Consider the following 26948-nt stretch of genomic DNA (forward strand, 5'->3'; position numbering starts at 1 on the left):
TTACTTTAAGGGATTCCCTTTAATATCAAAAACTTCAATTTCATAATTCTCTTTTAACGCCTTTTCAACCACGTTACGATCGCCGACCAGAACAACCTGCATATTTTGCGGTTTTAGATATTTTTGCGCCGCTTCATTCACCTGCTCAACGGTGACTTCGGCAATTTTCTCCCGAAAGGTGCGGTAGTAATCCGCCGGCAAATTGTAAGTCACAATGTGGGCTATGGCGTCGCTGATCTGATCGATCGTTTCAAACGCCGTGGGGAACACGCCGATTAAATAGCCGGCGGCGCTGCTCAGTTCATCGGCGCTTACGCCATCTTCTTTCATTTTATGCGTTTCTTTAAAAACCTCCTGCAATGCCTGCGTAATGAATTCGGATTGAATGGAAGCCGAGATCAGCAACATTCCCACCTGAGGTCGGTAGGTTAATTGAGAGTGAATACCGTAGGTGTAGCCATGTTTTTCTCTCAGGTTTAAATTGAGGCGCGAGAGAAAATAACCGCCGAAAATCTCATTCATCAGGCGTATTTTAAAGAAATCTGGATGCTGGCGCGGCGGGATGAACTGTGCCACACGCAACTCAATTTGCGCCGCATTGGGTTTATGCACCAGCGCCATTTTGGGTTTTGCGCTCTGTTCAAAGCGCGCCACTTTAGCTTCATGCGGCGCTTTGTTTTGCTGGCTGGCAAAATACTTTTCTGTTAAAGAAAGCGCTTCATCTTCTTCGATGTTTCCGGTAAAAATGATTGTCGGCTGGCGTTTCAAAAAGACCTGGTTGTACAGGCTGCGCAGCTCTTCTACCGTAATTTTTTCAATGGAAGCGCTCAGCCCCTCAACAGGCAGACCGTAACGGTGGTCTGGAAAAAGCAATTTTAACAGTCGTTCGTTAGCGATCCGACCGGCCATGTCTTTAATCTGCAGGCGATCGACCAGCGCCTCCTGTTTTAAACGGGCAAATTCATGATCTGGCAAAACCGACTCATATAAAATCTGACGGCTTAATTCCAGACCTTTTTCAAGATGTTCTTTTAAAATATTCAATTCAAAGTAAAAACCGCTCCAGCCGATGTGTGTGTTGTAGTTGGCGCCCAGGGCTTCAAAACGTCCGGCAATCTGAGCGCCGGTCAATTTTTTAGTGCCTTCTAACAGTAAAAGAGAAAGCAAACTGGCCTGTCCCTCATGTCCTGGGCGGTCGTCCAGCGGCGAAAAAGAGACGTGGTACAACAGGTTGACCAGCGGCAGGTTGTTTTTGTGCACGGTAATGGTTTGCAAGCCTTCGGGCAGGCGATAGGCGCGGAACTCCGGAAAATTAAAGGGCCGCGGTTGACCGGGCTGCGGAATTTTTTCTCTATTAACCTTATCTTTCATTTCAACCTCTGTTCCTTCTTTTCAGGCAGGTAAATAACGCCCACGCGGTTTTGAGGGGTCAAAAATTTTTGCGCGGTGGACATCAGGTCGTCTGGAGTAATGTTCATGTAAACATCGATCTCTTCATTTAAATGGTTCGCATTTTGGTAATAGGTGTAATACATATTCAGCAGATCGGCGCGCACCGAAACCGATTGCAATTCGCGTACTTTTTGGGCAATGATCTGGTTTTTAACGCGCTCCATCTCCTGCTGCGTGATTGGTTCGTTTAATATGCGTTCCATCTCTTCGTCTATTTCGCGGCGAATGTCTTCTATCGACTGATCGGGCTTTGGTGTGGCCACAATAAAAAACAACGAGGTATCGATCATGGGCAAAACAAAAGTCTGGATGTCCTGCACAATTTGTTTTTGGCGAACCAGCTTTTGAATAAAGCGCGCGCTTTTTCCGCCGTTTAAAACGCTGGCAATAAAATCGCCGTGGTACACTTCGCTAGATGAGATGCCCGGTAAATGGTAAGCAAAGTGTAAACGCGGCAACTGAACATGATCGTGAATTTCAGAAAGTTTTTCGCCCTGATTGTAAGCGGAAAAATGCTTGTTAACGGGCGGGATGTTTTCGTAGGGCGGAATTTCGGCAAAATACTGTTCGATCAGCTTTTTGGCCTGCATCACATCAAAGTCCCCGCTGAGAACCAGGCTGGCATTATTGGGCGCGTAATAGGTTTTAAAGAATTGGCGGATGTCGTCAAGCGTGGCTTTTTCCAGATCGGACATGTAGCCGATGACCGGCCAGTGATAGGGATAATCCGCTGGAAAAGCAAGTTCCAGAATTTTTTCCAGCCATAAGCCATAGGGCTGATTTTCGTAACGCTGCCGCCGTTCATTTTTAACCACTTCTAACTGCGTCCTGAACTTTTCTTCATTCAGCGCGGGAAGCAGAAAACCCATGCGATCCGATTCCAGCCAGAGGCCCATTTCCAGGTAGTGCGAAGGCAGGGTTTCGTAATAATTGGTGCGGTCAAAGTAGGTGGAGCCATTTAAAGTGCCGCCCACGCTCTGGATGAGTTGAAAGTGCATTTCCGGCGGAACGTGCTGGCTGCCCTGAAACATCATGTGTTCAAACAGATGCGCAAAGCCGGTTTTACCGGGGCGTTCGTTTCTGGAACCCACCCGGTACCACAGATTGATGGCCACGATGGGGATCTGGCGATCCTGATGTAAAATAACATGCAGCCCGTTGGGCAGTTGGTATTCTTCAAATTCGATTTTAATTCCTGGCATTCGATTCCTTCTATCCAAATGAAATTCCGTTACAAAAGCGTTTCAATAAAGTTAAAATCTAACAAAGGTAGCTATAGGATTCCAGTAAAAATAAAAGCGCTCTGAAAAATCAGAACGCTTTTATTCTCCTTAGAGGGAGGGTTATGAGAAGTCTATAATAAATCTTTAATAATGCCTTCAAAAACATCCTTGGGTCTGGAGCCAACGATGCGGCCAACCACTTTGCCCTCGCGGTTGATGACAAAGGTGGTGGGTATGCTGCGGATGCCGCCGTAAAGCTGAGAGACGCCTTTGGTGTCATAAACAACCGGATAGTTGATGCCCATCTCTTTGGCGAAAGGTTTTACTTTGTCCACGTTCTGAAATTCCCGTGGATCTACCGCCACGCCCAGGATCACAAATCCATCGTCTCCGTATTGATCGATGAGCTCGATAAATGCCGGTATCTCCTTCCGACACGGCGGGCACCAGGTCGCCCAGAAGTTTACAAAAACCACCTTGCCTTTAAAGTCGCTCAGGCTCACTTCGTTGCCATTCAGATCGTTAAGCGTAAAAGCGGGGGCTTCCGGATATTGTTCGTCTTGCTGCGCCACGGACTGCGACGGCACATTGGCCGCTGATGGTTCTGCTTTAGAAGAATTGTTTGCGCCATTCAGCATCAAAATAGCCACGAAGATAATCAAAACAGCGCCAACGCCAAACATTAAGTAGCGCTTATTGTTTTTTACTAAAGCCATGAAAAAGACCCTTTCTTTCTTATTTCTTCATTGTTTTAAAATAATTTACAATGTTTTCAATAAATTGTTTTTCGGGCAACGCCCCCTCGATGGCATGATCTTCGCCCACCACCGTGCGCGGCACGCCTCGTACATTGTAACGCATCGACAGGTGGGGAAATTCCGTGGCCTCTACCATATCGGCCACTATGTATGGATTTTCTATAGCCATTTTATGAGCCAACCGCACGGCGCGCGGACAATACGGGCAGGTTGGCGTCACAAACACTTGTAAACGCAGCGGCGCATCGATTTGTTTCAACAACTCACGCGATTCCGGACTTAACCCCGAATCTCCCTTAGAAACGTCCACAATATCTTCAATAATCGATGAAAATTCATAACCGGACGGAATGCCGTAGTAGCGAATGCCGTAATCTTCTTTACCCTCAATAACTGTGGCTGGAATTTTGTCCACAGCATATTTTTCAGCAATTTCTTTATCCGTTACAAAATTATAAACGTTCAGTTTGATTTTATCGCTCAATTCGGCCAGCTCTTCCAGAATCTCCCGCGTTTCGCGGCAATACTGGCACTCAATTTCCTGAGTAAAATTGCTGATGGTCACCTCGTTTTCCAGGTTCGAAAACAAATTACGGATGTATTCTTTGTCTTTTTCCTGTAAAAGGCCCATTTTTTGCTCCTCTCCTTTAGTTCATCGCATGGGCGCTGGCGGTGTAGTAATCCAGCTTACCCGTAATCATGTATTTAGGCACCGCGCCCACTATTTGATCCACCACCTCGCCGTCTTTGAACAGCAGCAGGGTCGGAATACTCATGATATTGTAGCGCGCCGCAACCTGTGGATTTTGATCGGTATTCAGCTTAACGACTTTGATCCTGCCGGCGTATTCCCTGGCGATTTCTTCCAGAACGGGCGCAATAATTCGACACGGCGCGCACCATGGCGCCCAGAAGTCCACCAACACCGGCTGATCCGATTTCAGAACCACCTGTTCAAAGGTGTAGTCATCTACTTCGATGGGTTTCATCTATTTTCCTCCGCTTATTTTCGTTATTTTTAAGAACTTTTGTTTTTGATGCAATTTTACCTTTCAGGATACAAATTAACCTTTATGTAAAGGCCTGCGTCCACATTGGGCAAAAAAATAATAAAAACCTCATAAATTTTTAATAGTACGCTTTTATTTCGCTATTAAATTTCATAAATTATCAAAATACTTTAGTGAAAAACAGAACAAAAAAGACAAGGAGAAAACCATGCGTAAATTGTTAGCTATTTTAAGTTTTGTATTTATGCCTGTTTTTATTTTTTCTCAGGCAACTTTGAGTACCGGAGATGTCGCTATTGTAGGGTTAAATTGTGATAATCCTGATGAGTTTTCATTTGTTGTTATGGTAGATATTCCTCCAAATTCTGAAGTAAAATTCACAGACAATGGCGTAAAGTCAGACGGCACATTTAGGACAGGAGAAGGAATTATTACCTGGACTTCTCCGTCAACTCAACTTACAGCAGGTACTGTTATTAATATTAAAAATGATGGAGCGTGGAGTACAAGTGAGGGGACAGTTTCTGTTTCTGGTGGGTTTTATTTATCTACGAGTGGAGATCAAATAATTGTTTATCAAGGAAGTGAATCGGATCCAACATATATCTATGCTTTAAACGATCAAGGGACTGGTTGGCAATCAGATGCAACAAACTCTAATGATTCAGCCTTACCCCCTGGTTTATCGGATGGTTACACAGCAATAGCTTTAGACGAGATTGATAATGCTGTTTATAATGAATCTGTAACAAGTGGCACTAAATCAGAATTGCTTACAGCAATTAGTAATAAAGCAAATTGGAACGGGGATAATGATAATAGACAAACCATGCCAACAGGACCATTTACCGTTATTGAGTCTAACAACACAACCGTTCAGTTCGCTACTGCGTCCGGAACCGCCGACGAAGGCGCCGGCACCTATGACCTGGTGGTTACCATTGCCAATCCGGACGCCAATAACGCCACCACAGCCGATGTGGTGCTGGTTAGCGGCGACCCCGCAGATCTGGGCAACTACACCACGCAAACCGTTACTTTTCCTGCCGGCAGTTCCGCCGATCAAATCGTGACCATCACCATTACCGATGATTCTGAGGTGGAAGGCGACGAAGACTTTACCTTTCAATTACAGAATGTGAGCGGCGGCAACGGCGCCATGGCCGGGAGCCCCTCGCAACACGTTTTGACCATCACCGACAACGATTTTGCCGACGTACCCGACATTGTGATTAACGAAATCATGCAAAACCCCTCCGCCGTTGACGACAGTAAAGGCGAATGGTTTGAACTGTACAATAACGACACGGAAACCGTGGATATTAACGGCTGGATCATCAAAGATGACGGCGTCGATTATCACGTTATCGACAATGGCGGTCCGCTGACCATTGCCCCGGGCGAATACCTGGTACTGGGCAATAATGACACGACGACGGTAAATGGCGGCGTACCGGTGGATTATATGTATGATAACTTTCTTTTAAGCAACAGCGATGATGAAGTGGTGCTGGTGTACAGCGACGGCGTTACCGAAGTTGACCGCGTCAATTACGATGGCGGCCCCAACTTCCCCGATCCCAGCGGCGCTTCCATGGAATTAAAAAACCCTAACTATGACAACAACGATGGCGCTAATTGGGATACGGCAACTACTCCTTTTGGCGATGGCGACCTGGGAACGCCCGGCGCACGAAACTCCAATTTCGTCAGCGCGCTGGAAGATGCCCCGGCTTTAAATGTTGAGTCGTTCAAGATTATGCAGAACTATCCCAATCCGTTTAATCCGGAAACGAAGTTATTAGTACATCTTTCCAGCAATGTAAGGCAGCTTAAGATCGATATTTTTAACGCCGCCGGACAGCATGTAAAGTCGATTTATCAGGGGGCATTAAGCGCAGGACAACACACCTTTTCATGGAACGGCAGAGACAACAGCGGCAAGAATAGTCCTTCCGGCGTGTACTTTGCCACCATGAAAAGCGCTAACGCCCAACATTCTATTAAAATGATTCTCCTGCGTTAAGGGAAGCAACTTTAACAACAGGCGTCTTTTAAATCAAAAAGGCGGGGCATGAAATCTCCCCGCCTTTTTTGCATGATATTGATCGTTTAATAAATTTTGTTAACTATTTTGACCTTATTTCCGATAATCATAATAACAATTTGAACAATATTTAAAAATATTGACGCCGATCAATGATATGATGCGATTGGTTTGTATAATAATAAATAAAGGGGAAATTATATCCAGGAGGGATTTATGAAAAATATAATTTTAATAATGGTTTTAATGTTCGGCGTAAGCATTGCAGCAGGGCAAACGATCTACCTCAGCGATGATTTTGAAGACGGCGATATTTCTAACTGGAAGCAAATTCCCGATTCCAATTGGACTGCTTCTACCATCGCTCCCATCACAGGCAACTATTCTTTAAAGCACGCCCTGGCCGATACATTTGGCTCCAGTCATATCACCTATCCCATGGATAGTATTGATGTGCGTCATAAGAACATAACCTGGCGTTTTAACCTGAAAAACGGCTCGTTCGATCCAACCACCGCCGTAAAGTTTTGGGTGTATCTGATGGTGCACGATACCACGGCAGTAAACGGCTATGCGGTTGGCGTTAACCTTTCTGGTGAGAGCGACAGCCTTTCTTTGTGGAGATTGACCGCCAGTCAGCCAGATACGTTATTTTTGACCACCAGTTTCGACTGGCAGCCCAATTCGCTGGTAGGTATTGAAGTTACAAGAGATTCGCTGGGCGTATGGGAGCTGAAATACGACTCAAACGGCAATTTTGACAATTTGATTACGGCAGGCGCGGCTAAAGACGATGTTTATACGGCCATGAATTATTTTGGCATGTCGTTTTACTTTAAAACCGCTGAAGCCGGAGAAATATGGCTGGACGATGTATTGATTCAGGATGCATCGCGAGTAAACGTGGCCGTCAAATCGTTTCTACAGGGACCGTTTGCGGCAGACACCATGGCCACCGATCTTTTGGCGCAGGATTTCATCCCGCAAAATCAACCTTACCATTCTTCTCCCTGGAATTATAATGGCGATGAAATTGTTTTAAATATGCCTTCCAATGTGGTTGACTGGATTCAGGTTCAATTGCGCACAGCGACCGACTCTGCTTCCACAGTGGCCACGCGCAGCGCGTTCATTACCAAAAATGGCATGGTAACCGATCTGGACGGCTACAGCCCGGTAAGTTTCTCTGGAATTGCAGACGGCAATTATTATGTGGTGCTCCGTCATCGAAACCATCTGGCGGTTATGACGGCCAATCCTTTGCCCCTATCTGTACAGACCACGCTCTACGATATGACCACCGGCCAGGATAAAGCGTATGGTTCATTGCCGCTGGTGGAATTGACAACAGGCGTTTACGGAATCCCCACGGGCGATGCCAATGCCAACGGCCAGGTGCAAAATGATGACAAAAATGATTTCTGGAACTCTCAGACCGGTCTGGCCGGTTATAAATCGGCTGATTTCAATGTGAACGGACAGGTGCAGAATGACGACAAGAACGATTACTGGAAGCAAAACGTGGGAAAAGGAACTTATGTGCCGTTCTAACAATTAGAGTAAATAAATAATAAAAAGGAGATAAAAATGTTTAGAGGGAAGTTGATTATATTAATCGCCTTTATGGCCAATGTCCTGTGGGCAACGGGCATTACTTTTACCTTTGAAAATATCATGATCACCAGGGCGTCGGGCTTGATGTACTACGAGTTTGACGTGATGGCGCAAGCCGATCAGGCAGGCACCAGAATCGGGGATAATCAGGTTTACATCAACTACAATACGCTTGGCTTCGGAACGAATGTGGCGGCCAATGGCAAAATCACCGTAGAAAAAGGAACACTGCTCAGCGGCGAACTGGTAGCCGGCCTGCCGTTATACGGAATTGTACAGGTGGTCGATAATGCCGATTCACGATTTGCGGTTACTGTTGAATACAAGTACCCGGACTCGCCTGGCTCGGCCAACGAACTTTTGACCACTCCAGAACAACTGCTGCACATTAAAATCGAAATTGCCGATTCCAACCAGACGGCCGGACTCAGCTTTGAAGAGGCGTTGATGGTCGGGCAGCAATATCAATCGGATAATTCAACTAAATACTCGCCGGTGGTGGCTACCGATACCGATGACAGTCCCCTGGACGACACGCCAAGCGCCGTGGAGCAAAATGGCCAGGTCGTTCCTGATCGATTTTATCTGTACAGCAACTATCCCAATCCCTTTAACCCGAGTACGACGTTGAAGTTTGACCTGCCGCAAAATGTACAGAATGTGCGATTGGTCATTTACGATATTCTCGGACGCCAGGTGGCCGTGCTCTATTCCGGCAGCCTGATGGCAGGACGCTACACCTATATCTGGAACGGACAAAATCAATTTGGCGCGCCCATGCCTACCGGAGTTTACTTTGCCAGTTTTAAAGCAGATAACTATTCTAAAACCATTAAAATGATGCTGGTCAAATAAAACATATAGTTAAAGCCCCGGGCCAAAAGGCTCAATGAGTAAAGGCGTATTAAGGCCTGAATGGTTCAAAATTTAAGTCTTAATACGCCTTCTTACTCTTTTACCCCTTTAACAATCTCATCAATTCCGCTGTGTCCTCTACCATTTCCAGTTGATTGACCATTGCTACAATCTGATCGCGTCTGCGCTGTCCTGTCACAGCCAGAACCATGGAATCAAATTTTTTCAACAAGGTCTCCTCATCCATAGGTGTGCGGTAATCGCCAATGGGGTAGTCCAGCACCTTACGGAAGGTTTTGCCGTTTTTGGTTTTAATTTTGGCGGCTGCCTGTTTTAAAGCCGGAAAGGTCTTTTCAAATTCTTCATTAACCACCACCTTAATTTTAGGCAAAAGGGCGCGTATTTGCGGATCGAAGATTTTTTCCTGAGTAAACGATTCCGGAGTGACGGCGCCATCCACAATGACGGCAGCCACGCAATAGGGCAAACTGTGGTCGGCCGTTTCACGCGTTTGTGGGTCGTATTTGGTCGGATCCGCCAGAATATCCGCCGCACGGGCAATGGTTTCGATGATTACCTCTTCAATAGAATCTTTATCGATTTGCTTCTCTTTCATCAGTTGTAAAACGGCTGACAGCGGCGTGTGCGTCAACGCTTCAGTGGGAAATGCTTTCATGGAGCAGCGGTTGATGCGGAAGCTCTCTCCCAGGCCGTCGAGCAGAATATCCAGATCAAACCGCCCGCCAAGGGTATCCACCAGTCCCTCTTTGCCGTCTATAACGTGAGCGGGGCCTTCGTAACCCCGTTGCGCTAATAAGGCACCCTGAAGGCCTGCCTGCGTGGCCATGGGATCAACTGTGTTTTTCATCATGGTCAAATGACCGGCCGTAACCACGCCCAGCGTAAAGGTGTGCGAAGCTGAGATGCCCACGGCGTGCGTCAATTGTTCTTCAGAAAGATCGAGTATTTTGCCGGCAGCCAAAGGCGCCGCAAAGCCGGTCAGCGTGGCGTGATGCCATTTACGTTCGCGCAGGCCCGGTTTGGCAAATTCGCACAGGCGTTGTTCCCATTCGTAAGCCAGCACAATGGCGGTAATCAGCTCTTTGCCGGTTTTGTGTAAAACTTCTGCCGGAGTTAAAACGGCGGGAATTAAATCACTGGGATGCGAAGGATCCTCTTCCCAGTAAATGTCATTATAATCCAGGGCGCGAATCATCAACGAGTTAAGTAATGCGGCATTTAAAACAGGTAGCTTTCGGGCAGAATTAATAACGCTCGCATCTTCTTTACCGCCCATATCATTGTAAAATGACCGCATAATTGCCACGTCGTCGGTTAAGCTTCCGCCAAAGGCACAACCTATGGAATCGAGCAAAAAACGCTTTACGTTTTGAATGGTCGTTTGATCAAGATCTTCAAAGGTGAGGCGCCTGGTAAATTGCGCCATTTTATAAGTGATGAATTCTTTTTGCATGCTTGCCATTCCTTTCATAAAATTTGATTTTCCTCCTATGTTTTAGGGCCAGGCTCCCATAGGGGCCTCAGAGTCGCCCAATAGTTAAAAAACCGTTTAATCGATGATCCTATTCCCCGAAAAATAAAAAGTACCATTGAAAAACCTACATAATCCCAGAATTTTTGGGCAACCCTGAAGAAACTGCTAAAAACAACTAAGGGATTCTTCACTCCGCTGGCGCTCCGTTCAGAATGACAAACGGGGGCACGCTGACACTCCGTTCAGAATGACATTCAAACGGCCAGGTGATTCTTCGTTTCGATGCGCTACCCAGGCGCCATCTCCTGAGCTGGTTTTGCAATCCATCACAGGAATCCGTAAATTCACTTTAATAAAAAGCAGAAAAGGATTTAACAGAATGTACGTTTATGGCCGACAACCCGTTCTGGAGGCGCTGCATTCAAAATATCGCGTTAAAAGCGTTTTTTTGGCTAAAGAGTCCACCGGCAGGGCAATTGGGTTAATCGAACGCGCCTGCCGAAACAAACAGATTCGTTTAATTAAAAAGACCAAGAATGATTTGCAAAAATATGTGGGACCCGTTGTTCATCAGGGTGCGGTCGCTGAAATCGAGTTCCAGCCTTTTTTAACAGATGAGTCTTTCCACAAACTGGTTGAGGAAACAGAAAATCCGTTTTTACTCGTGCTGGATCACATTCAGGATACGCACAACATGGGCGCCATTTTGCGAACGGCTGAAATTGTCGGCGTTCATTGCGTTATTGTGCCTGTAAAAGGAAGCGCGCCTTTAAACGCTACGGTGGCCAAAACCTCGGCTGGCGCTCTGTTTTACAACACCTTTTTTCAAACGGAAAATTTAGAAGAGGTCTTACAACGGCTGACAGAAAGCAATATTTCGATTTTTGCTGCGCAGCCACATGACGGCACGATTATTTACCACGCCGATTTCAAACAGGGAACAGCCATTGTTATTGGCAGTGAAGATAAGGGCGTCCGTAAAAATCTTTTAAAATTTTGTAATAATTCAATCAAAATCCCGCAGTTTGGCAAAGTGAATTCATTGAACGCCTCGGTTTCCACGGCTGTTATCCTGTACGAAGTGGTTCGACAGCGAAACTTTGCTAACTGAATATTTTTTCATTTATTTGGAACAAGAGCCGTAGGTAAATAGTTTCAAATTCCATTGTAAAAAGAAATGGAGAATTTATGCCGCGCATTTTATGGGTAGATGACGAAATTGAACGTTTACAGGCGCATATTTTGTTTTTAAAAGAAAAAGGTTACGAAGTGGCCACCGCCACCAACGGAGATGATGCGCTCTACAAAGTAAAGCATCAGGATTTTGACCTGGTATTAATTGATGAGATGATGCCCGGCAAAGACGGCCTGACCACCTTGAATGAAATAAAGGACCTGTATCCTTATCTGCCCGTAATAATGATTACCAAAAACGAAGAAGAGTCGTTAATGGAAGAGGCCATCGGGCAGCGCATCGACGACTACCTGACCAAGCCCGTGAACCCCAGCCAGATATTGATGGCCTGTAAAAAAATTCTCGATCGTAAAAATATTATTGAAGAACGGCGCACCCAGGTGCTCAGCAATCAGATGAGTCAGCTGTCGCTGGCTTTGATGAATCCGCTTTCCATCGACGATTGGATTGATCTGGCGTTAAAAGTGTTTAAACTTGACATGGATCTGGACGAGCTTTCCGACCAGAATTTTCGCTCCATCCTTTACGAGCATCGACGTGAATTAAACGTTGAATTCGGTAAATTTATCGAAAAAAATTACGGCGCATGGGTGCATAGCGAGGGGCAGGCCAACCGTCCGGTTTTTAGTACGGATATCATAAAAAATTACGTACTGCCTTTACTAAAAAAAGGCAAAAAAGTGGCCTTCATCGTAATAGACTGTTTGCGTCTGGATCAATGGCTTTCTCTGGAGCCCTATTTTTCGGACTGGTTTCGTATTGAGCGCGAACATTACTATTCTATTTTGCCCACAGCCACGCCTTTTTCCAGAAACGCTCTGTTCAGCGGACTTTTCCCGGAAGATATTGAAAAATACTACCCCGACCTGTGGTCCCTTAATGAAGACGACGAAAGCTTAAATCGCTACGAAAAAGAGCTGCTGGATTTGCAATTAAAGCGCAACGGGCTTGATCTGGGAAACAAACTGAAATACGTAAAGATAATGAATAACGAAGATTTACGCCGCTTAAACAAAAGCCTGAACAACCTGATGGATGCCCGGCTTCTTTCCATTGTGGTTAATATTGTGGATATTATTGCGCACAGCCGATCTGATCTGCCCATTTTAAAAGAGATTGCGCCGGATGAGGCGGCTTTCCGCACTTTAACACGTTCCTGGTTTGAGCATTCGCCGCTGCTGTCCATTATCAGAGAAATCGGCAAAAGCGGTACGGTGGTTTTCATCACTTCCGACCACGGAAGCGTACGCGGTTTGCGCGGCACGCGTGTAATCGGAGATCGGGAAACCTCCACCAACTTACGTTACAAATACGGCCGCAGCCTGAAAGCCGACCCCAAGCACACCATTTTTATTAAAGAACCGGCCGAATGGCGGTTGCCGAAGCGCGGCATCAACACTACTTATGTCTTTGCCAAAGAAGACTTTTATCTGGTTTATCCGACCAATTACAACAAGTATTTGCATTACTATAAAGATAGTTTTCAGCACGGCGGCGTTTCGCTGGAAGAGATGTTGCTGCCCATCGTTCGGCTGGAAAGCAAAGAGTAAAATTTTAAAAATGTGCGATTTGAACTGTAAAATGGCACATTAATTACAAGAAAGAAAAACGGAATACAAAACCGGGCAATGGAAGTGGAGGTAATCGCCGCTGACCATGCATCCGGTTTTAGAAAAAAACTTTAATGCAGAGTGAAAATGGATCTTCCTTTGAATTTTAAAGCAATAAAGCAGGATCGAGAAAAACAGGTTATTATTTTAGCCTTTATCCTCTCTTTGCTTTTCCACTTTTTTCTGTTTTGGCTTTTGAATCAGGAGGGTTTGTTCAAAAGCGCGCCGCTGGTTCAGGAAAAAACGCCGCCTCAGGAGGTGGTGATAACCTTTCCTGAAAACAAACCGAAATCTAAAGAATGGAAAATCGTTGAAAACACAAACGAGGATGATCAAAAGCCGCAGGAAACGGACTTACTTTCAGACCGTAATTCACGGGCCAGGAATCCCGAAAGAACCAACCGTACCGGCTCCCTGCCCAGAAGCGCAGGCAACGTTAAAATTCCGGACTATTCAGCAGCTCCGACTTTTAAAAATTTCCAGGCCTTTCAAACCAAAACTTTCAACAAAAGAGCGTTAATTGGCGAGGGCGCCACACAGGAGGCCCTGGATGAAGAATCTACCAAACCAGAAGCGCCTGCCCGGCAGTCCCGTTTTCAGCCCGGCCACAACCAGATACTCGATCAAAAGGATTTTTCAGTCGAGGAATTGGGAGCCATCTCGTTAAGCACCTACAAATGGGAATGGGCGCCCTATGTAAACGCTTTTAAAAACAAGCTTTATCAGGTCTGGTTTGCGCCGGCGGCTTATTATCAATTGGGATTGATTCACGGTTACACCGTTATCCGCTTCACCATCGATCGAGATGGTCAGTTAATCGATTTTGCCGTATTAAAACAGGTGGGACATAAATCGCTGGAAGTGGCCAGCTCGGAGGCTATTAAGGCCGTTTTTCCGTTTATTCCTTTACCGGAAGATTTTCCGGAAGAAAAATTGACCATTACAGCAAAACTCATATATCCGGATTTAAGAAAAGGGAGATGATTGTATGTTAGAACTTTTTGAGCGTGGCGGAATTATGATGTATCCGTTGGCCCTGACATCTTTAATTGCAGTAGCTTTTATTATTGAACGGGCCATTTCGTTACGTAAAAAGAAAATATTGGTGCCGGAGATTTTATCGGTGGTTGAAAATTTCCGGTCGCTTAACGATATTGATCTGGCAAGAAATATTTGCGGAAAATATCAGGGGCCGCTTTCCAATATCGTATTGATGGCCCTGGAAAATTTTCATGTAAGTAAGGAAGAAATGCGTGAAATTCTGGAAGATCAGGGTCGGCAGGAAATCCGTGGTTTACAGCGCGGCCTGGTTGTTCTGGAAACCATCGCCTCCGCGGCGCCATTGATGGGCCTTCTGGGCACGGTGATCGGCATGGTCGAGGTATTCAATGTCATTCAGGATCAAGGCATCGGGCAAACGGCGGCGCTTTCCGGCGGTATTTCACAAGCCCTGCTAACCACGGTTACCGGCCTTTTTGTTGGAATCCCGGCCTTAATTGCTTATTATTACTTTTCACACAAGTCTGAGAATTTAATCCTGGACATCGAAAAGTACACCAACCAGCTGATGAATAAAATCGCCAGGATTAAACAGCAGGATAAAGCGCTCGAAACCTTAGAAAAAGATCAATAAGGACTGGTTGTCATGAAATTGCTAACAAAAGAAAAACGCCGGCTGGCCATTAATCTGACGCCGCTCATCGATGTCCTTTTTATTTTAATTATTTTCTTTGCGGTGTCGTCCACTTTTTTGGAGCAGCCAGGCATTGAATTGGACCTGCCCAAGGCCAAAAGTTCGGAAGGGCATACCACCCAACGCGTCATCATTTATGTGGATAAAGATAAAAATATTTTTCTGAACGATAACATCGTTTCCATTAACAATTTAATCGACGAAATGAAAAAATTGGCGGATATGCGCAAGGATAAAAGCATTGTGGTTAAGGCAGATGCCGCCGTTCCGCATGGTCTGGTCATTACCATCATGGATTTATTACGCCAGCAGGGAATTTACAAAATGGTCGTTTCCACCGTCAAACCTCAAAGTTCAAAGTAGCAGGGATTTTTCATGGCACGAAAAAAAGACATCAATTTTGCCCTACTGGGCCTTGGTAAGCTGGGGCTGGGCTTTTATAAATTGTGGGCTGCCAAAAAGGACGAAATTTTAAAAAAAACAGGCTTTAATTTAAACCTGAAAAAAATACTGGTTAAACATATAAACTTTGAACGACCGGATTTTGTCGATCAATCGTTAATTACTGACGATTTAAAAGAAATTGTGAACGATCCGGAGATAAAAATTGCCATTGACGCCATCGGCGGTATTGAACCCACTTTTAAAATAATCAAAGAAATTATTTCCAGCAAAATACATTTGATTTCGGCAAACCGCATGCTGCTGGCGGCACGGATGCACGAGATAGCCGATCTGGCAAATAAAAACCACATTTACATTCAACCCGAGCCTTCGCTGGGTGGAGGCGTGCCAATCATCAGCGCCATACAACGCGATTTACTGGCTAACAATGTCAAAGCGCTGTACGGCATTTTAAGCGGCACATCGAATTTAATTTTAACCAAAATGACCGACGAAAGAATCTCGCTGCAGGAGGCCTTAAAGTCCAGAGAAATTTTACAGCAAGGAGAAAGCCTTTCAATTGTGGATTACGAAGGATCGGATGCGGCGCAAAAGGTTTCTATACTGGCGGCCGCGGCTTTTGGGATTGACTTAAACTATCTGCAAGTTTACGCCGAAGGCATAGCCGAAATCACAGAATTTGACATCAAATGCGCCGATGATTTTGGTTATGTGTTTAAATTTTTAGCCATTATCCGCGACCACGGCGACCGTTTTGAAGTGCGCGTGCACCCCACGCTGGTTCCTAAAAACCACCCTCTGGCGCTGGTTAGAGGCGAGTACAATGCCTATCTGATTGAAACGGATTTGCTGGATGACTTTATGGTTTACGGAAAGGGCGTGGGACTCGACGCTACCAGTAGCCTTATTTTACGCGATTTGTTGTTTTTAGGGAATATTATCCGTTATTCTCCAAGACGCCTGGATATGTATTATTTGAACTGGAATGATAAGCCGGTGGCAAAAATTGAAGATGTGGAATCGGCCTATTACATTCGCTTCCCCTGTCAGGATAAACCGGGCGTTATTGGTTTAATCGCCACCATTCTGGGTAAAAATAAAATTAATATTGCTTCGGCACACGCAGAAGTTGAAAAAACTTACGCCAATTCCATTGGTTTTGTACACATTTTAATTGATCGGGCTAAAGAAAAACAGGTATTAAAATCAATACGCGATGTGGAAGCGTTGAATATCACCAAAGGTAAGGTGAAACTATTTAGAATCTTGAAGGAGGTTTAGATGAATACCGTGCGTTTAATCGAAGACGGTCATTTTACGCCGTCCAAAATTATCGGTGTCGGCTTAAATTACTCAGAGCACATTGCAGAAATGAAATCAAAACGTAGCGACGAACCGGTGATTTTTATAAAACCAAACTCTGCTCTCTGCCGCATTTACGAACCGATTGCCATTCCTTTGCATTATGGTGCAGTACACCATGAAATTGAACTGGCCGTTTTGATTGGCAAGACCGGTTTTGAAATATCTGAAGCTCAGGCCATGGATTATGTGGCCGGATTTGGCATTGCCCTGGACTTAACCCTGCGAGATGTACAGAAAAGAGCAAAAGATCAGGGGCGGCCATGGGCTATTGCCAAGGGCTTTAAAAATGCCTGCCCCATTTCTGATTTCTTCAAAAAAGAACAAATTCAAAATCCGCAAAATCTGGAGCTGAAGTTGATCGTCAACGGCCAGCTCAGGCAGAAAGGCAATACCAATCAAATGCTTTTTAAAATTCCGGAATTAATCGTTTATGTAAGTAAATTCTTTCCCCTTGAAACGGGCGATATCTTGCTTACCGGCACTCCATCCGGAGTTGGGCCGTTGCAGCCCGGAGATATGGTTGAGGTAGAAATAGAGTCGATTGCCAACGTACAAACCAAAATCGTCGGCTGGAGCCATGAAAGATAAGCAAAAATTCACCATGGACGATTTGCTACAAATCATGCATCGGCTACGCAAGGAGTGCCCCTGGGACGCCAGACAGACCCATGAGTCGTTACGCCAGTTCCTGCTGGAAGAGACCTACGAAGTACTGGAAACCATCGATCAAAAGCAGTGGCAAAAAATGGCCGGGGAACTTGGCGATCTTTTGCTGCAGATTGTCTTCCATAGTGAAATAGCGGCGGAAGATAACCGGTTTGATTTTTCAGATGTGGTTGACCATATTTGCAAAAAATTAATCGCGCGGCATCCCCACGTTTTTGGAGAAAAGCAGCTGCAAGACGCCCGGCAGGTTAAGGATAACTGGGAACATACCAAAGTCCGGGATGAAGGCCGAACCTCGCTGTTAAGCGGCGTTCCAGCGGCCGCCCCGGCCCTGCTTCAGGCGCAGCGTTTGCAGGAAAAAGCGGCCACCGTTGGCTTTGACTGGCCCGAAATCGAGCCGGTCTTTGATAAGGTTATTGAGGAACTGCATGAATTGAAGCAGGCCGTTAAAGAGGGAAACCAGCAAGAGAAAGAGAACGAATTGGGCGATTTGTTGTTCGCCCTGGTTAATCTCGGCCGTTTTTTAAATATCACCGCCGAGGATGCTCTGCGCAAAACCAATCGAAAATTTTTACGCCGTTTTCAACACATTGAACGCCAGTACAGGGGCGATGTAAAAGCCATGCAACAGGCTACACTGGATGAACTGGATAAACACTGGGAACAGGCAAAAAAGAATGAAAAAAAGTAATCTTCTGTTAATAAAAGATAACCTGGAAACATTTACCGATTTTAACGCGCTGGCCCTGGCCGCGGCAAAAGCGCTGGCCGCGGCGTATCCTCGCCTGCCGTTCGTGGTGGTTGGCTACCGGCCCGCGCCCAATCCATTGTCCGTTTTGTATTCGAACAACCTTAACCTGGAGCGCTCTGGCGAGTTATCCTCGCTGGAAACCATTTATCAACAGCTTGGCGAGTCGTTCGACCAGGTTTTTGTTCCGGATCATGTATCCTATGATGAAAAATTTATTCTCATTACAAAAAAGCAGGAGCTTAAAAAGCCGGAGATAAAAGCTTTTATCGAAGACTGGCGCGCCCTGCACACCATTCTAAAAAATTATCTGGAACATCACCTGGCAGAGCAAAATATGGAGTATGGAAATCAAATTTCGCAATTAATCCACGATGTTGACGCTTTAATGCGTTTATGGAAAGATCCGGCCCAAGAGGCAGAGCGCATTGAAAAACGACTAATTTACCAGAGTAATTTAAACAAAAGACTACTCTTTTTTGTGCGAGATGTAGAATTATTAAAATCTCGCGTCAATATTAAAGAGTTAATAGATGCCGTATTTGAAGAGGGTGAATTTAAAAGTTTAAAAGATAAAATTGAGTTTCGGGAGAACATTGAGCGGGAATCGATTGAGGTTGATCTGGAATTGTTCAACATGGCCCTTAAAGAAACTCTGCATAATGCGCTAAAAGCTGCCAAAAACGATTTAAATAAAATAGAGATAAAAATTTCGAAAGTTACCGTTGATTTGCATTTTTTTCTAAATCAATGGCTGATCGTAACGATTATAAATAGCGGTACCGGAATAAATCCGGATTATCTGCCGTGGGTTAAAACGCCCTATTTTACCACCTGGAAAGAGGATGGGAACACAGGATTTGGATTAGCCATTTGTCAAAAAATTTTAGCCGCACATCAGGGATATCTGGATGTGAAGTCAGCCACGGACGGGAAAACAGAGGTAAGTTTGTGTTGGCCAATGATAGAAAATGAATAAACAAACGCGTAACCAAAAGATTTTAATCGTAGAAGATAATATTGTCTGGCAGCAAAGTTTCCGGAAGTGGCTTGGTAATCAATACATTTTTGAGTTTGCCCGCAATGTAGAAACCGCCAAAAAGCTCTTTTTGCGCTTACTGCCCGACCTCATTATCTTAGACCTCGGATTGCCTAAAATTGAAATGGGGCTGGAATTACTGGATTATTTTGTCTCTCAGGGCACAGACGCCAAAATTATCGTCATCACTTCTTCACAGGATCACCAACATGCTCTTGAGGCCCAGCAAAGAGGAGCCTCTTCTTATTTTTTCAAAACGGAAAATATCAAGGATGAACTTCCGTTAATGGTTAAACGCGCGCTTCAAATGCAAGCCCTGGAGCGCGAAAACCGCCTGCTGCGCAGGAAGCTGGATGAGAGGCTGGTCTTTGAAGGTATTGTGGCCGTCAGTCAGCAAATGCAAAGGATCCTGCATCTCATAGAACAAATACGCGACACAACCGAGCCGGTTCTTATCACAGGAGAATCCGGAGTCGGTAAAGAAGTTATTGCCCGCCATGTCCATAATCGTAGCAAACTGGCCGATAAACCGTTTATTGCCATTAATTCGGCCGCTCTGCCAGAAACATTGTTAGAAAACGAGCTTTTTGGACATGAAAAGGGAGCCTTCACCGGCGCTCAAACACTCAAATTGGGGAAAATCGAACTGGTAAAAGGCGGCACGCTATTTCTGGATGAAATCGGCGACCTGCCGCCATCCATCCAGGCCAAACTGCTGCGCGTGCTACAGGAAAAACGCTTTTATCGCCTTGGGGGCACCAAAGAGCTTACGGCCGATTTTCGACTGATTACGGCTACCAATCGTTCGCTGGTAGAAGAAGTCAAAAAAGGAAACTTTCGCGAAGATTTGTTCTACCGTTTGAATGTAATCCCCATCCACATTCCGCCCCTGCGCGAACGTCCCGATGACATACCCGCTTTAATCAATTACATTGTGGAATCTTATTGCGCCGAAAATAAAATTGCCGTTCCCAGGATCGATCCCATGCTGGTGGCCTATCTTTCGCGCCTTGAATGGAAAGGTAACGTGCGCCAGCTTAAAAACACCTTAATTCGCATGCTGGTGCTCAATCCCCGGCAATTAACGGTGAAAGACCTGCCTGATGAGTTGCTGGAACAGGAAAACCCGATTTTGCAGAACGCTTTAAGCAACAAGCTCACCCTGGAAGAAATGACGCGTCTGTATGTTAAGATGGTTTATGAACATGTAGGAAGGAATAAAAAGGCCGCCTGTGATTTTTTGAAGATTAATTACCGCACTTTAATGAATCGTTTAAAAGAGTAAAATTGCATATTATGCAATGACTACGGAGGGAATATTGTATAAAATACAATTTTAACCTCGCCAAAAACCATAACCGGTTAAAAATTAACGATTTATGTAAATACACAGAAATCATGCGCTAAGTTATTAAATTTTAACATGTTACAAATTGGCATCATTGTTGCATTAATTAAAAGAAAAAAGCACTCAGGAGGAGTCATGATGATAGAAAAAATATTAGACGGAAATTTTAGAATTGAAACGCTGCAAGACGAGCAGGGCCGAAGATACTATTCCATTAAGATCGCTTTTTCCAATGACGACATTCTGACCGTTTACAAGGAGAATATGCAGGATCTGATGGAAGTGTTGCCAAACATCATTTCATCGGCCATCAAAGCGCGGGTTTTGACCGATGCCGTGGTAAACTATTAAGCAAAAGGAGTTCACCATGAAAATATTTATTTGTGAGCAAGACCCTTACAAGGCCAAGCTTATCCAGGACATTTTAGGAATTTACAACTATAGATTGGTTACCATTAATCAGATTTCGGACCTGTTCAGGAAAGCTCACTTTCAACGGCCTAAGGTGATTGTGGTGGACGAAACTTTTGTGGAACATGCGCCGCACGATTTTTTCCGTCGCTTGCGCAAGGATCCGATTACGGCAAAAATTCCTGTTATCTTTATCAAGAATAAAGCATCTAAAATAAATCTAAAAGACATAGATAATCTTACGGAAGTTGTTTCAGAGCCCTTTAAGATAAAAAACTTTAGACATTTTATCGACCGCTGGACGATTTTCCGGAGCTTATACTTAACAAACTAACTAACGGTGGAAATATGGAAACTTATATAGCATTACATCTGGTGATTGTCAGTGTGATATTCGTAGTAAGTCATATACGTATTAAAGACGACGCGCTCTCCTAAGCCTAAACAGCAGTAAGAGAGTCCACGGCTTTTATATTTTAGCCCTAAAATGGATTTTTACAATGAACAGGATGTTCTGGGTTAAGATATAAAAGCCTTTTTATTTTCTGACCCACCTGCCATCTTCGATAATCTTTAACGGAGAGTGCCTTTTGATGTACTGCATCACGGCATCCCGCACGCTGAGCGTTGTGTATTCAAAAAATTGATCATCCAGAAAACTGAGGGGCGTCATGCCGCCGTTGCCCTGCGCCAGGTAAGAAGAGGTGGCAACGCGATACATTTTTTGTGGATTGAGCGGTTTTCCGCCAATGGTTACTTCCACAATTCTCCGGCCGTTGGGTTTGCGCGGGTCGTAAACCACTTTGCCGCCGCCGATGGCCACGCCCATAAAATTACCCACCACGCTGCGTTCCATCAGGTCTTTTAGCATTTTGCCCGTAATTTTTACCACAACCAACTGGTTGGCAAAGGGCAGGGCGTCAACAATATCCAGCCGCGTGATGGGACCAATGGGAATGTTCTGGCGAAGACTGTTGTAGCTGTTAAAAGCGAAGTCCGCGCCGGTGGCTTCTAACATGGCGTCGCACATCAAATTATTAAACGGCGATTCGCCCTGCGAGCTGCGAACCAGCGCGTTCAATGTGTAGCCCAGAACGGAATCGGGATCGGCATGGTACACGCTTTGTAAGCTGTCAATAAAATGCGCCATCTCAGGATCAGGCCAGAACTCGTCCTCCGTTAATAACAGCATGGCGCTTTTTTCACTCAAATATTCGTATTTAATAATGGCTTGATGCACAGCGTCGTAATGAAGAACAACGGCGCCAAGATTGCTGCCGCGCGCATAGTTCTGAAAGCAAAGAGTGTGCGTTAAGGGATCTTCCCACGGCTGATCGTAGCCGCGATGCATTCTGCCGGAAAGCAGAACATCGATGCCATCCACATAATGGGCTAACTCCATACTCGTCAGAAAAGAAGTTTTTTTCAGATTCTGGCGATCCTGTTCTTTGAGTAATTGGTAATCTTCTTCGGCATCGTAAGGCAGCCCTAAATGAGCCAGCGCAATGATCAGGTCGCAATCTTCTTGTTTCAGTTTTTGAACCGTTTTTCTGGCAGCGGGCAATTCCGGCAGAAATTGATAGCCTTCAATTTGTTCGCTTTCATCAATATATTGAACGGTCTGGCTGAGTACGCCAAACACGCCAATTTTCAAACCATTCTGGTCAATAATGGCGTAAGGCTTAAATGGGTTGTCGCTTTCTCTTTTTACATTGCAGGCCAGCAGGGGAAAAGCAGCCAGGCCGGCCAAATCGTCCCAGCGCTGACCGGCGACCTGAAAATCTTCCACGCCGGGTACGGCGGCCAAATAGCCCATTTTATTCATGTATTCGATCATCGCGCGCCCGCCGGAATTTTTCACCAGATCGGAAGTTCTGCTTAAAAAATCGCCCGAATCAAATAATAAAACGATGTCGCCGCTTTGTTGGGCTTTTGCCTTAAACGATTTGATGATGGTGGTTGCCGAGGCGCCGCCGCCCAGGCTGGGCGGAAAATTCGGATTCAAAAAACGGGCTTTTTGATGCCCGATGCGCGCATGCAGATCGTTCGTAAAAAAGAGGTAGATCTTTTTAACGTTCTGGGCGCTTAAAATTTCAACGGCGAAAAAAATCAATAAAAGTAATAGATTTAATCTTTTGAACATTACTCAATTCCTGCTTCTTAAAATAAATTGATCGTCACATCAAAACGGAAAAAGTAGTTGGTCCACTGAACGCGATCCAGATCGGTGCGGGCATCCAGACCGTAAATGGTGTCCGGAAAGAGATCGGGTTGATAAAACTCCTGATGGTTAAGCCCGGCCGCCAGATCCACATGCCACCTTGAAAAATACCATCCCGTGCCCAGAGTCAGCCAGGTATTGGCCAGGTTGTAATTATAGGGCAGCGTGGCGTAGGAGAATCCGATTCTGAAAGGCATTTGCTTCTTAAAAAACAGATGTTCAACCCCGCCGCGCAGAGTAAAGGTGTCGCGGTAGTGGAGCCGGGCGGTTCTGGAATCTTTAAAATTTCCGCTAAAGCTGTAGATAAAATCCATGAAAACGCGAGCCTGTAAAATATTTTGAAAACGATAATCCAGGCCGCCGCCAAGGCTTAAAGGATAGTCGATTTCTTCGGCGACCGCCATGGAATCGCCTTTTAAATGGTTATCCCATTTCAGCGTGTAAGGCAATTGGGCAAAAGCGCCTACCGACAGGCGTTCGCTTACCCTGTAGTGCAAACCAATGTTGAATAGCACCGGCGTCGAACTTAACGTACGCCTCCGGTCAATGCGCTGTTCGGAAAACAGATTACCTTCTACGCGCGGTTCAATCTTCATGGTGGAATCAATGGTTCCGCCTAAAAAGCCGAGCTTAAGGCCCACCTTTAAACCGGAAACAACCTGCGTCCCGACAGCTAAAAAAGTCTGATTCAGAACGCCGCTCTGATCAATCCAGTTGTAGCCCAGCAGCTTGTCTGTTTTATCGAAGGGATCGCGCACTTCTTCGGCGTATTTGTAGCGAAAATCCAGAAAGGGGACGCGTCCGACCTGCACGGCGACGGGGTGCGCAAGCGGAAGAATCCAGCCCAACTGAAAATACGGCGCAAAGTGGTAGTTGGAGTTGTAAGAGTAAGATCCAAAATCATTGAAGCCGGAAAACGAGTCGTAATACGGAAATTGACGGTCTTCAACCAGTTTGTTGGTCATTAAACCGGCGGTCAAGGTCAATGTGCCCTGCTGGGGGAAGATAAGCGCCGGATTTTCCAGAGCGTTGCCCACGCTGCCCTGGCTGGCCAGTCCGCTGCCGGCCAGGCCGAGCATTCTTGCCGAATAAAATTGTACCGGCTCGCCGTAACGCATGCGCGTCAAATTCAGGTCGGCCATCTGGGCCTGGCTGAACATGGTCAGAATTAACAGTGTTAAAATAAACTGAATCGTTCTCATTCTATGCCTCTTTAAAAATTGTAATTTAATTCAAAGTAAAACAGATGTTCCTGACTACGCTTCCAGAGCGTACCGAACATTTTGCCAGGATTGGCGTCAATGGTCGATTGATAAGGCTGAAACTGGATGTTGTTGATGGGTAACTGATGGTCGGCCGTGTATTTTAAACGCACCGATAAATTGGGCGTCAAACGTGAATAGGCCGAAAGGAAAAAGCGCATGGCGCCCCGCGGGCTGTCCATAATCACGAATTGTGTTTCTTCAAAATTCCAGAAAAAGCCTTTGTAGTACATCAACATGCCGCTTAAGCGAAAATTACGGTTAAAGTTGTGGGCGTACGAAACACCCATGGCTTCGCCGTCTAAAACAAAATCGCCAAATACGCGCGGGCGAGGATGGACCACCAGCTTCGAGTTGGCATAAATCAGGTCAAAAGCGTCGTAATTAGAAAGGCGGAAGCGCAAGCGGCCGCGTAATTCGTAGTTTTTGTAAAACTGGTTGGGCGTCAGATCATTTTGCGGTTCGCGCGACTGCCATTTATGGCGAATCTGGATGCCAAGGGGAAAAACCGGACGGTAGTCAACGGAGCCCACCAGGCGGTAATTTTTAGCGCGATCGGATTTACGCGTCCAGTTATCAAATTGCAGGTTGGTGCGCAGCTGCCGCGTAATCTGATAGTAGGAACTGATGTAAAAACCGGCTTCGGCCTGCGGCTGCGGATTGTTGCTGTACAATTGCCCGTAAAGCGGGGTTTGCAGGTAGTAATAATCTTCAAAAATGGTGCCTTTGTAACGACGGTAGTTAGAAAAGGAGCGCTGGTAGGGATTGTCAAACCCCAGGTCATAATTTCTGTAAAGCAGGAGCAGGTTAAAATTTTCCTGTTGCCAGTAAACAGAAGCGACCAGCGCACGCGGACCGTTTAAGGGTTTAAAGCCGCCGCCGCTCTTATCCAGAATGCCGTATTCTCCCTGAAAGGCCAGGTTTTTCCACACGCTCTGAAAGTTCATCCCGTAAACGCGGCGAAAAGAAACGGCCTGGCTCCACAGAGGATTGTCGCCCCTGGAAACAGGGCCGCCGTAAGCCTGTTTGATTTCGCTGTCGGCGGTAACCTGCCGAATATCCCAGTTCTGATTGCCGGAATAATCAGTGCCGACCACCTGGTAGGGGTCGGGATTGAGATAATGATCGTAAGCGCTTTCGTAATAACTGAAGCCCAAAAAGGTGCCGGGCGTAAAAGTGTATTGAAGATGCGCGCCGTAGGTCAGTTCGTTGACTGCGTCCAGCCAGCTCATATCCAGGTTGTTGGGGCCGCGCAGAGTGTCTCCCGGCGTGTATTTAAATCTTTGATCCAGCACAATAAAGTGATTAAAGGAAGGCTTTCCAAGGTAATCGTCTTTGTTCAAAATGGCGTCGCGGCTGTCCATCGAGATAAAGCCAATGGCCCGCCAGTTCTGGTAAACCGTTTCGAAGGCCATGCCGCGCAAAGTAAATTCACGATTTCTGGAAAGATCGCCTGAAATGCCGTTAAAACGCTTGCGGAAACCGTAGCCTGATTTGCGGGGCGTAAAAAAATCGGTGTTTTCGAAGATAACGCCCTGGCCCAGGGTAACTTTGTAATAGCCCACAATCAGCTTTTTAAGGAGAACATTCTTCCAGCTCAGGTCTTTGATGGTCAGGTGGTATTTGGTTTCCGGAAAATGAAAGGGGCTGGTAAAGGCGTAGTTCATGGGCTCGCCGTTGGCGCGCACGTAGCTCAGCCCAAAATCAAGGTGTTTGCCTTGCGTAAAACGCAAGCGGGAATAAACCGTGGGAATTTGCGTCAGGCCTGTTTCCGATGCCTGCTGGGTAATATCCAGAAATTGAGCCTGCGGCGACTGCTCGGCTTCTTCGGCGATAAAGGGAAAGTTGTCCACGCGCATTAAAAAGCTGCCGTGCCACTGGCTGAATGTTTCGTCCTTGAACTGCACAAAGTTGCGTAGGCTGCGGTAAGCGTAGTTGGAAAGGCCGGGCGTGTAGCGCAGATCTCGCGTGTTCCGAAAGAAGTTAACGCGTTGGCGCTGTTGCAGGATGGCAACGGCGTCAACCGGCGAAACATTCTGAAAGTTAACCAGCTCGTCGTAACCAAGCTTATTGATATTAACCGGTTCCAGCGCTTTTTCGATCCACAGGTCGATCAGGTCGTTGCTGATGCCTTCGTTAGAAGACCAGCGTTCCAGGCGATAGTAGATCTGTTCGATGCGCTCCTGCACCGCAGAGGCGGCAGGCACGGGCTCAATTTTGACCAAAGGCTTTAATTTTTTGAAGGTTTCGGCGTCCATGCCGGGCAGTTCCCACAACTGGTAAATGCTGGTAAAGTAACCCTTGAATTGAACGCGATTGTACAGCTCCTGCGCCAGCTCTGGCGAAACGGGCAGGGCCTTAAGTTGTTCCAGCGTGGCCCGGTTTAAATCAATCTTTTGTTGGGCAAAGCCCGGTGAAGTCAAAAAGCAGAAGCTCATCAAAACCACCAACAAGAGCGAAGCGTAAAACCTGCCTCCGGAAACGCCGTGCTTCAGGGAAATGAATGTTGTTTTGTCAATTTTTTTCATATT

General features: G+C 45.8%; 24 protein-coding genes. 15 read left to right on the plus strand and 9 right to left on the minus strand.

What is annotated here, in order from left to right; all coding sequences use genetic code 11:
* The 5 genes from Cabys_RS18140 to trxA form a co-directional block, all read right to left on the minus strand.
* Entirely contained in the window at window positions 1-1371 is a 1371-nt protein-coding gene (locus Cabys_RS18140) for a M16 family metallopeptidase (protein WP_006927916.1), read from the minus strand.
* Entirely contained in the window at window positions 1368-2654 is a 1287-nt protein-coding gene (locus tag Cabys_RS18145) for a M16 family metallopeptidase (protein ID WP_006927915.1), read from the minus strand. Before Cabys_RS18145 ends, Cabys_RS18140 begins: the two co-directional genes overlap by 4 nt.
* Window positions 2655-2806: 152 nt before the next feature.
* Entirely contained in the window at window positions 2807-3391 is a 585-nt protein-coding gene (locus tag Cabys_RS18150; RefSeq protein ID WP_006927914.1) for a TlpA family protein disulfide reductase, read from the minus strand.
* 19 nt (window positions 3392-3410) lie between these two features.
* Window positions 3411-4064 (minus strand): protein disulfide oxidoreductase, encoded by a 654-nt coding sequence (gene pdo / locus Cabys_RS18155; RefSeq protein WP_006927913.1) that lies wholly within the window; start codon window positions 4062-4064, stop codon window positions 3411-3413.
* A 16-nt stretch (window positions 4065-4080) separates the two neighbouring features.
* Window positions 4081-4422 (minus strand): thioredoxin, encoded by a 342-nt coding sequence (gene trxA / locus Cabys_RS18160; RefSeq protein WP_006927912.1) that lies wholly within the window; start codon window positions 4420-4422, stop codon window positions 4081-4083.
* An 850-nt stretch (window positions 4423-5272) separates the two neighbouring features.
* On the opposite strand from trxA, the gene Cabys_RS18165 reads away from it, so the two are divergent.
* The 3 genes from Cabys_RS18165 (at window position 5273) to Cabys_RS18175 (ending at window position 8959) form a co-directional block, all read left to right on the plus strand.
* Window positions 5273-6469, plus strand: coding sequence for a lamin tail domain-containing protein (locus Cabys_RS18165; protein WP_044281064.1), 1197 nt, complete (start codon window positions 5273-5275; stop codon window positions 6467-6469).
* A 237-nt stretch (window positions 6470-6706) separates the two neighbouring features.
* Window positions 6707-8041, plus strand: coding sequence for a hypothetical protein (locus Cabys_RS18170; RefSeq protein WP_006927910.1), 1335 nt, complete (start codon window positions 6707-6709; stop codon window positions 8039-8041).
* 51 nt (window positions 8042-8092) lie between these two features.
* Complete coding sequence (locus Cabys_RS18175; protein WP_169833735.1) at window positions 8093-8959, plus strand: FlgD immunoglobulin-like domain containing protein; 867 nt, start codon at window positions 8093-8095, stop codon at window positions 8957-8959.
* A gap of 100 nt (window positions 8960-9059) precedes the next feature.
* On the opposite strand, the gene Cabys_RS18180 is transcribed toward Cabys_RS18175, so the two are convergent.
* The gene (locus Cabys_RS18180) at window positions 9060-10451 is read right to left on the minus strand and encodes an MmgE/PrpD family protein (protein ID WP_150109254.1); all 1392 of its coding nucleotides are present in this window, start codon (window positions 10449-10451) and stop codon (window positions 9060-9062) included.
* A 382-nt stretch (window positions 10452-10833) separates the two neighbouring features.
* Between Cabys_RS18180 and rlmB the strand changes: the two genes are divergently transcribed.
* The 12 genes from rlmB (at window position 10834) to Cabys_RS18240 (ending at window position 21268) form a co-directional block, all read left to right on the plus strand.
* Window positions 10834-11565: a 23S rRNA (guanosine(2251)-2'-O)-methyltransferase RlmB gene (rlmB, locus tag Cabys_RS18185; RefSeq protein WP_006927907.1), complete on the plus strand. Its 732-nt coding sequence runs from the start codon at window positions 10834-10836 to the stop codon at window positions 11563-11565.
* 77 nt (window positions 11566-11642) lie between these two features.
* Entirely contained in the window at window positions 11643-13199 is a 1557-nt protein-coding gene (gene porX, locus Cabys_RS18190; RefSeq protein ID WP_006927906.1) for a T9SS response regulator signal transducer PorX, read from the plus strand.
* Between the two features lie 147 nt (window positions 13200-13346).
* Complete coding sequence (locus tag Cabys_RS18195; RefSeq protein ID WP_006927905.1) at window positions 13347-14243, plus strand: energy transducer TonB; 897 nt, start codon at window positions 13347-13349, stop codon at window positions 14241-14243.
* A 4-nt stretch (window positions 14244-14247) separates the two neighbouring features.
* Complete coding sequence (locus Cabys_RS18200; RefSeq protein WP_006927904.1) at window positions 14248-14892, plus strand: MotA/TolQ/ExbB proton channel family protein; 645 nt, start codon at window positions 14248-14250, stop codon at window positions 14890-14892.
* Between the two features lie 12 nt (window positions 14893-14904).
* Window positions 14905-15315, plus strand: a complete 411-nt coding sequence (locus Cabys_RS18205) for an ExbD/TolR family protein (protein ID WP_006927903.1) — start codon at window positions 14905-14907, stop codon at window positions 15313-15315.
* A gap of 12 nt (window positions 15316-15327) precedes the next feature.
* Window positions 15328-16638: a homoserine dehydrogenase gene (locus Cabys_RS18210; RefSeq protein ID WP_006927902.1), complete on the plus strand. Its 1311-nt coding sequence runs from the start codon at window positions 15328-15330 to the stop codon at window positions 16636-16638.
* Window positions 16639-17310, plus strand: coding sequence for a fumarylacetoacetate hydrolase family protein (locus Cabys_RS18215; protein WP_006927901.1), 672 nt, complete (start codon window positions 16639-16641; stop codon window positions 17308-17310).
* On the plus strand, window positions 17300-18079 hold the full coding sequence (gene mazG, locus Cabys_RS18220; protein WP_006927900.1) for a nucleoside triphosphate pyrophosphohydrolase: 780 nt from the start codon (window positions 17300-17302) through the stop codon (window positions 18077-18079). Before Cabys_RS18215 ends, mazG begins: the two co-directional genes overlap by 11 nt.
* Window positions 18066-19115, plus strand: a complete 1050-nt coding sequence (locus Cabys_RS18225) for an ATP-binding protein (RefSeq protein ID WP_006927899.1) — start codon at window positions 18066-18068, stop codon at window positions 19113-19115. Before mazG ends, Cabys_RS18225 begins: the two co-directional genes overlap by 14 nt.
* Entirely contained in the window at window positions 19108-20460 is a 1353-nt protein-coding gene (locus Cabys_RS18230; RefSeq protein WP_006927898.1) for a sigma-54-dependent transcriptional regulator, read from the plus strand. Before Cabys_RS18225 ends, Cabys_RS18230 begins: the two co-directional genes overlap by 8 nt.
* A 198-nt stretch (window positions 20461-20658) precedes the next feature.
* A complete protein-coding gene (locus tag Cabys_RS18235) occupies window positions 20659-20874 on the plus strand; it encodes a hypothetical protein (protein WP_006927896.1) in 216 nt (71 codons plus the stop codon).
* Window positions 20875-20890: 16 nt separating this feature from the next.
* Entirely contained in the window at window positions 20891-21268 is a 378-nt protein-coding gene (locus Cabys_RS18240) for a response regulator (protein ID WP_006927892.1), read from the plus strand.
* Between the two features lie 204 nt (window positions 21269-21472).
* Here Cabys_RS18240 and Cabys_RS18245 read toward each other — a convergent pair whose 3' ends face one another.
* From Cabys_RS18245 to Cabys_RS18255, 3 genes are read right to left on the minus strand one after another with little or no spacing between them, the layout of a single operon-like run.
* The gene (locus Cabys_RS18245; RefSeq protein ID WP_006927890.1) at window positions 21473-23077 is read right to left on the minus strand and encodes a bifunctional metallophosphatase/5'-nucleotidase; all 1605 of its coding nucleotides are present in this window, start codon (window positions 23075-23077) and stop codon (window positions 21473-21475) included.
* Window positions 23078-23094: 17 nt separating this feature from the next.
* Window positions 23095-24357, minus strand: a complete 1263-nt coding sequence (locus Cabys_RS18250; protein ID WP_006927889.1) for a hypothetical protein — start codon at window positions 24355-24357, stop codon at window positions 23095-23097.
* Between the two features lie 11 nt (window positions 24358-24368).
* Window positions 24369-26945, minus strand: coding sequence for a helix-hairpin-helix domain-containing protein (locus Cabys_RS18255; protein WP_006927888.1), 2577 nt, complete (start codon window positions 26943-26945; stop codon window positions 24369-24371).
* Window positions 26946-26948 lie beyond the last annotated feature (3 nt).

This window comes from Caldithrix abyssi DSM 13497, from assembly GCF_001886815.1.
Lineage (GTDB): Bacteria > Calditrichota > Calditrichia > Calditrichales > Calditrichaceae > Caldithrix > Caldithrix abyssi.